Annotated in this window: 7 protein-coding genes; 4 read left to right on the top strand and 3 right to left on the bottom strand. The window is 39.0% G+C overall.

Features of this window, described 5'->3' with window-relative positions:
- The 3 genes from K8S13_RS05145 to K8S13_RS05135 all read left to right on the top strand — a co-directional run.
- Positions 1–977 (top strand): ABC transporter substrate-binding protein (locus K8S13_RS05145; RefSeq protein WP_291460945.1); only part of this gene is annotated, 977 nt, incomplete at its 5' end.
- A gap of 20 nt (positions 978–997) precedes the next feature.
- Positions 998–1,708, top strand: coding sequence for a hypothetical protein (locus tag K8S13_RS05140; RefSeq protein WP_291460943.1), 711 nt, complete (start codon positions 998–1,000; stop codon positions 1,706–1,708).
- A gap of 9 nt (positions 1,709–1,717) precedes the next feature.
- The gene (locus K8S13_RS05135) at positions 1,718–2,074 is read left to right on the top strand and encodes an Hpt domain-containing protein (protein WP_291460942.1); all 357 of its coding nucleotides are present in this window, start codon (positions 1,718–1,720) and stop codon (positions 2,072–2,074) included.
- Here K8S13_RS05135 and nth read toward each other — a convergent pair whose 3' ends face one another.
- Complete coding sequence (gene nth / locus K8S13_RS05130) at positions 2,075–2,728, bottom strand: endonuclease III (protein ID WP_367172533.1); 654 nt, start codon at positions 2,726–2,728, stop codon at positions 2,075–2,077.
- Positions 2,729–2,736: 8 nt separating this feature from the next.
- Between nth and K8S13_RS05125 the strand changes: the two genes are divergently transcribed.
- Positions 2,737–3,783 (top strand): tRNA 4-thiouridine(8) synthase ThiI, encoded by a 1,047-nt coding sequence (locus tag K8S13_RS05125; protein ID WP_291460941.1) that lies wholly within the window; start codon positions 2,737–2,739, stop codon positions 3,781–3,783.
- Positions 3,784–3,804: 21 nt separating this feature from the next.
- Here K8S13_RS05125 and K8S13_RS05120 read toward each other — a convergent pair whose 3' ends face one another.
- On the bottom strand, positions 3,805–4,290 hold the full coding sequence (locus K8S13_RS05120; protein ID WP_291460940.1) for a response regulator: 486 nt from the start codon (positions 4,288–4,290) through the stop codon (positions 3,805–3,807).
- An 81-nt stretch (positions 4,291–4,371) separates the two neighbouring features.
- Positions 4,372–5,409 (bottom strand): 23S rRNA (adenine(2503)-C(2))-methyltransferase RlmN, encoded by a 1,038-nt coding sequence (gene rlmN, locus K8S13_RS05115; protein ID WP_291460939.1) that lies wholly within the window; start codon positions 5,407–5,409, stop codon positions 4,372–4,374.
- Positions 5,410–5,564: the final 155 nt, after the last annotated feature.

The raw sequence follows: 5,564 nt of genomic DNA, 5'->3' as shown, positions 1-5,564 counted from the left end.
CGCCGAGACAAAAGCAGAGACATGAGATGGGTGGAAAGGTCGAGCTGAATGTTGCCCATATTCAGATTACAGACCACCTTGCCCTGGGTGCCCTGAAACACAGAATCGAACAGGGCGATATTACGCCTGAACATTTTGATTTGACCACCAGCCTTAAGGCGGGGTGGAACCCTATTCAGGAAGGCCTTGAAAATGGTGAGCTGGACTGCGCATTTGTATTGGCGCCCATTGCCATGGATCTTTTTGCCTATGATTCTCCGATAAAACTGGTTTTGTTTGCCCATAAAAATGGAAGCACCTTTATAAGATCCAGACATTATGACCACAGATTTGATTCTCTGCAAAGCTTCTACAAATATAAAGTTGTAGACATTCCCCATAAAATGTCAGTTCACCACATGCTGGCCCACCAGTTTTTAAAAGAACTTGGCCTTAAACCGGGTGTTCCCGGGAAAAAAGCCATCAATGTCCGGTTCGAGGTTGTCCCTCCCATTAAAATGCCGGGTATCATGAAAGAAAATGAAGATGTAGCCGGATTTATGGTGGCAGAGCCTGTTGCCACAAAAGCCATTGTCGGCGAGATTGGCGATCTGGAATTCTACTCTGCCAGCCGATGGGAAGACCATCCCTGCTGTGTTGTTGCCATGCAGGAAGACTTTATTCAGAAATATCCCGAAGCTGCCCGTGAATTTGTGTCACTGCTCGTAGAAACCGGTGAATACATAGAAAATGATAAAATAAGGGCCTCAAGAATTGCAGTAAATTTTCTGGACCCCCAAGGAAAGCTTGGGCTGAATCCGAAAGTCTTGAAAAATGTATTTTCCCAACCCCAGGCTATTAGATGGGATGGTCTTTATCCGGCTGCCCAGGATCTTGATAAAATCCAACGATATATGCATGATGTCATGGAGATTGGTAAAATCATTGATCTTGATAAATTTATTGAAACCAGCTTTGCAGATGAAGTATATCGATAATTTTTAAAAAGGAGACCTCAATGAAAATTACTGACCCGGATGTCATAAAAAATGGTGAAAAAGATTTAATCGAAGCAGTAACGGATGATCTTGACCTGAATGCGGTCAAAGATATTCTAAAAAAAAGAATGGCTGCAGCAGCCCTTTCATCCAAAGGAGGCGAAATCATTGTCTATAATAATGAAATTGCCTTTAGACTGGATTTTGATATTCAGTTAAGCGGCAGCCTCATTTTTGACAGGCAAGGCAATTATATTCCTGAATCAGATAAAACAGGTGATGAAGAAACAAATGAACCGGATGATCAGGAAAATCTCATATCAGGGGATTTTGATCTTGAGGATATAGATATCAATGAAACCCTGGAAGAAGTTGGGCCACAAACACTTCTAGACGACACTGAAGATGCAGAAATTGAAGATAGTGATACAGGTGTTGAAAAAGAACAAAGCACCGGTGAAACAATTGAAGAAAATCTCGAAATTAATCTCCCGGATTATGACTTTGATGATGAATTGGACCAGGAAAGTGGCGATCACGATGAAAGCGAAGATGGGAATATAGAAACGCAACATATTTCGGAAACTGAAGATAATGAAAATACAACGGATGATCTTATCCCGGATGATATAGTTGATGATGATATAGTTGATGATGATATAGTTGATGATGATATTAGTGATATTCTTGAGGAAAGCCGCGAATTCTGGGAAATAAAAAAAGATTCATAGGAGTGAGGCATGTCAGCACCCGATAACAGCGACGAACCCGTCAATATCGAAGAACTAAAAGAAATCATGGATGATGACATGGAACTCATCCATGAATGCTTTGTTGATTTTATTCAGGATTGGCCACAGCGTTATGCGGAAATTAAAGGTGCCATTCTTGAAAAAAATGGTCAAAAATTAGACGAGTCTGCCCATAAACTGAAAGGAACATTAAGATATCTTGCTGCAGACTCAGCTGCAGAGGCAGCATATGCCCTTGAATCAGCCGGAAAAGAAAATGACTTGGAGGGTACTGAAAGCAAACTTTTAAATCTGAAAAATGAATGTCAAAGATTAATAGACTATATTAATAATTTTAAGCAATAATCATTGAAAATTATATCCCTTTCCTTTTGTCAGACAGACTTTAAATAGCGGACAAATTTGGCAAAGCGGTTTTTTGGCATCGCAGATTTCTCTGCCAAAATAGATCAATTGCAAGGACAAATCACTCCAGGACATTTTGGGTATGATCTCCATTAATTCATACTCAACTTTTACAGGGTCTGTTTTTTCTGTCAGGCCAAGCCTTCTGCTAATTCTTAACACATGGGTATCTACAACGATTGTTGCATGGCCAAAGGCAGCCGACAACACCACGTTTGCAGTTTTTCTGCCCACTCCGGGTAACTTGACAAGTTTATCTATATCTTCGGGCACTATACCCTGATATTCCTCAAGCATCGCTATGGCACAGGCTTTAATATTTTTAGCTTTATTATTATAGAAACCCGTGGAATAGATAATTTTTTTGATATCATTTAAGGGGGCATGACCCAAAGTCTCTGGATCAGGATATTTTTCAAACAGATTTTTTGATACTTTATTCACTTGATTATCTGTGCACTGGGCAGACATGATAGTAGCAATGAGCAATTGAAAAGCTGTTCCATGTTCAAGCTGGGTCTTGACAAGGGGATACCTGTCTCTTAATGTCTTAAGAATTATTTTTATTTTTGATGCATTTAATATCATAGACATGGTTATATATGAAGATTGATGAAATCTCAAGCCAAACTAAAGATCAGGCTAAAGGCCCAATTAAAGGTTTAGGCCTTTGTTCCGGAGGGTTGGACAGTATCCTGTCTGCTCTGCTTCTCCAACGTCAGGGAATTGATGTAACCTGGATTTGCTTTGAAACCCCTTTTTTTTCATCTGAATCAGCCCAAAAAGCATCCCTTCTGACTGGTATCCCGCTGATAACAATCGATATCACAGATGATTATATGGAAATGATGAAAAACCCCAAGGCCGGATTTGGAAAAAATATGAATCCTTGTATGGACTGTCATGCATTGATGTTTTCCAAGGCTGGTGAAGTCCTGAAAAATAAAGACTTTCATTTTCTGTTCAGCGGAGAAGTATTAGGCCAAAGACCTAAATCCCAGAATAAAAATTCATTGCGGTATGTGGAAAAAAATTCAGGCTTTGAAGGACGAATTTTAAGACCTTTATGTGCAAAATTATTACCGGCAACCCTTGTCGAACAAAATGGCCTGGTTAACAGAGAAAAGCTTTTAGATATTTCAGGCAGATCAAGAAAAATTCAAATGCAGATGGCCCGGGATTTTGGAATTAAAGAGTACCCAGCTCCTGCCGGTGGTTGTCTTTTAACAGATAAAATTTTTTCTGACAGACTCCAGGATCTGATGAATACTCAAAAAAAATTTAATAAAAGGGAGCTGTATTACTTAAAATATGGAAGGCACTTCCGGCTGGATCAAAAAACAAAAGTCATTGTGGGACGGTCAGAAGATGACAACAAACATTTGCTTAGATATTGTAATATTGACAAAGATATTTTATTGAGGCATGCCAGAATGCCCGGACCCGATGTAATTCTTACAGGAAGCTTTACCCCAAATAATATTCAAACGGCGGCCATGATCTGCGCCGCCTATACCAAATCAAACCCGGGTAAAACTGCAGACATAAGGATCCTAAAAAGGAAAAATGAAAATATTATCACCGTCAAAACAATCAAGGCGTCAGAGTTTAAACAACTCATGTTACCCCCCCCTTTAAGCCTGGTTTAAAGGGGGGGGGGGGGTAACTGTTTAATAATAAATCATCTTTTCCCAGAATTCTTTTTCATCCTTGTCCCAGTCAGGACCGAATTTCTTATCACAAAATGCTCCAAGCCGTTTGTACCAAGTTGTCCAGGGATTTTTCCCTTCCTCTTTAGCCCTTAGTACATCAATAAGAAATATTTCGATATCAATCATTTCTTCTTTGGGTATATATGAGCAGGCACCGCCAAGATAGGATTTTTTAATATTATCCGGGCTAAGGGCATGGGCTGTGAGCATTACTGTTATAACATTTTTCTTGGTGGCGGTTTCCAACAACTGATAGCCGTCAACACCCATGATATCGAGAATCGCTATATCAAAATCCTGGGTCTTAAGAAAATGATCTGCTTCCTCAAAGCTTTCTGCTCTGACTAGCGCACACATATCAAGCAATTCTTCCAAAGAATCAAGAACATCCGGTTCATCATCAACAATCAGAATTTTTTTGTTTTCTAGAGTGATATCTGACATATTTCTTTTCCGATCAATTAAGGGTTATAGGCAATGAATACATTAAACCATAAACTTATTATAAATCATATCCACAAAGATTCAATACAATTTTGCTTTCAACTGCCCACATGCAGCTAAAATATCGTTACCTTTGCTCTTTCTTGTAATTGCTGTGAGATTTCGGTCAAGTAAAATCTGAAGAAAATCACTGATTTGTTTTTTTGAGGGCCGTTTGAACTTACTTTTATCATATTCATTAAAGGGGATCAGGTTTACTTTTGCTTTAATGGGTGCTAAAAGATTCACAAGCCTGAGTGCATCAGCCTTTGTATCATTCACTCCTTTCATTAAAATATACTCAAAAGTAATTTTATTTCTTGGCTTCATGGTAAAGGTTCGACAGGCTTCTAACAATTGAGTTAAAGAATATTTTTTATTGATGGGCATCAAGCGTGACCGTGCCGCATCAGTGGTTGCATTTAAGGAGACTGCCAGATTCACACTGATATCCAGACCTAATTGTGTAATTTTCGGAACCAGGCCACACGTCGAGACCGTTACCCGCCTATGTGCAAATTTAAGTCCATAATCACTGTCTGTGATAATCTTTAATGACTTTACCAGGTTTTTATAATTGGCAAGGGGCTCTCCCATACCCATGAACACGATGTTAGAGAGTTTCAAGGGATTAAGCTCTTTTTGCATCAGGTAATATCTTGCATCCCTGACCTGGGCAATCATTTCAGAGACATTTAAATTCCGGATAAATCCGCCTTTGGCTGTCAAACAAAATTGACAATTCTGAACACATCCAACCTGTGAAGACACGCAAAGGGTAAAATGGTCCTTTTCGGGAATCAAGACAGATTCAATATGTTGGCCATCCTCCAGTCGATGCAAAAATTTTTCAGTCCCATCAACAGAAATTTGTTTGTCATCAAGAAAGAGGCGCCTGATATTAAAATAACCCGCAAGCGTCCTGCGCAGTTCCTTGGAAAGATCAGTCATCTGCTCAAATGTATCTACCTGCCTGATGTAGATCCACTTAAATATCTGCCCTGCCCTGAATGATCGAATGCCTTTGCTTTCAAGCCATGCCGCAAGATCATCCCTTGTGAAATCCAGTATATTTTCCATGTTTTTTTATCTGCTTAAATTTATAATTTTCTTGACATACCACAGAATATATATTAATTTCAATGTTTTGGTTTGGTTATTTAAGGTTTATTTTTCTATGTTTGAAAATTTGAGTAACAGACTTGATTCGGTCTTTAAAAAGCTGAAAGGTCATG

This window comes from Desulfobacula sp. (genome assembly GCF_021107415.1).
This window is presented reverse-complemented; position numbering and strand designations above follow the sequence as displayed.

What these genes read in the sequence shown, in the direction of transcription:
- K8S13_RS05140 (WP_291460943.1), top strand. Translation starts at nt 998, where the DNA reads ATGAAAATTACTGACCCGGATGTCATAAAAAATGGTGAAAAAGATTTA.
- K8S13_RS05135 (WP_291460942.1), top strand. Translation starts at nt 1,718, where the DNA reads ATGTCAGCACCCGATAACAGCGACGAACCCGTCAATATCGAAGAACTA.
- nth (WP_367172533.1), bottom strand. Translation starts at nt 2,728, where the DNA reads ATGTCTATGATATTAAATGCATCAAAAATAAAAATAATTCTTAAGACA.
- K8S13_RS05125 (WP_291460941.1), top strand. Translation starts at nt 2,737, where the DNA reads ATGAAGATTGATGAAATCTCAAGCCAAACTAAAGATCAGGCTAAAGGC.
- K8S13_RS05120 (WP_291460940.1), bottom strand. Translation starts at nt 4,290, where the DNA reads ATGTCAGATATCACTCTAGAAAACAAAAAAATTCTGATTGTTGATGAT.
- rlmN (WP_291460939.1), bottom strand. Translation starts at nt 5,409, where the DNA reads ATGGAAAATATACTGGATTTCACAAGGGATGATCTTGCGGCATGGCTT.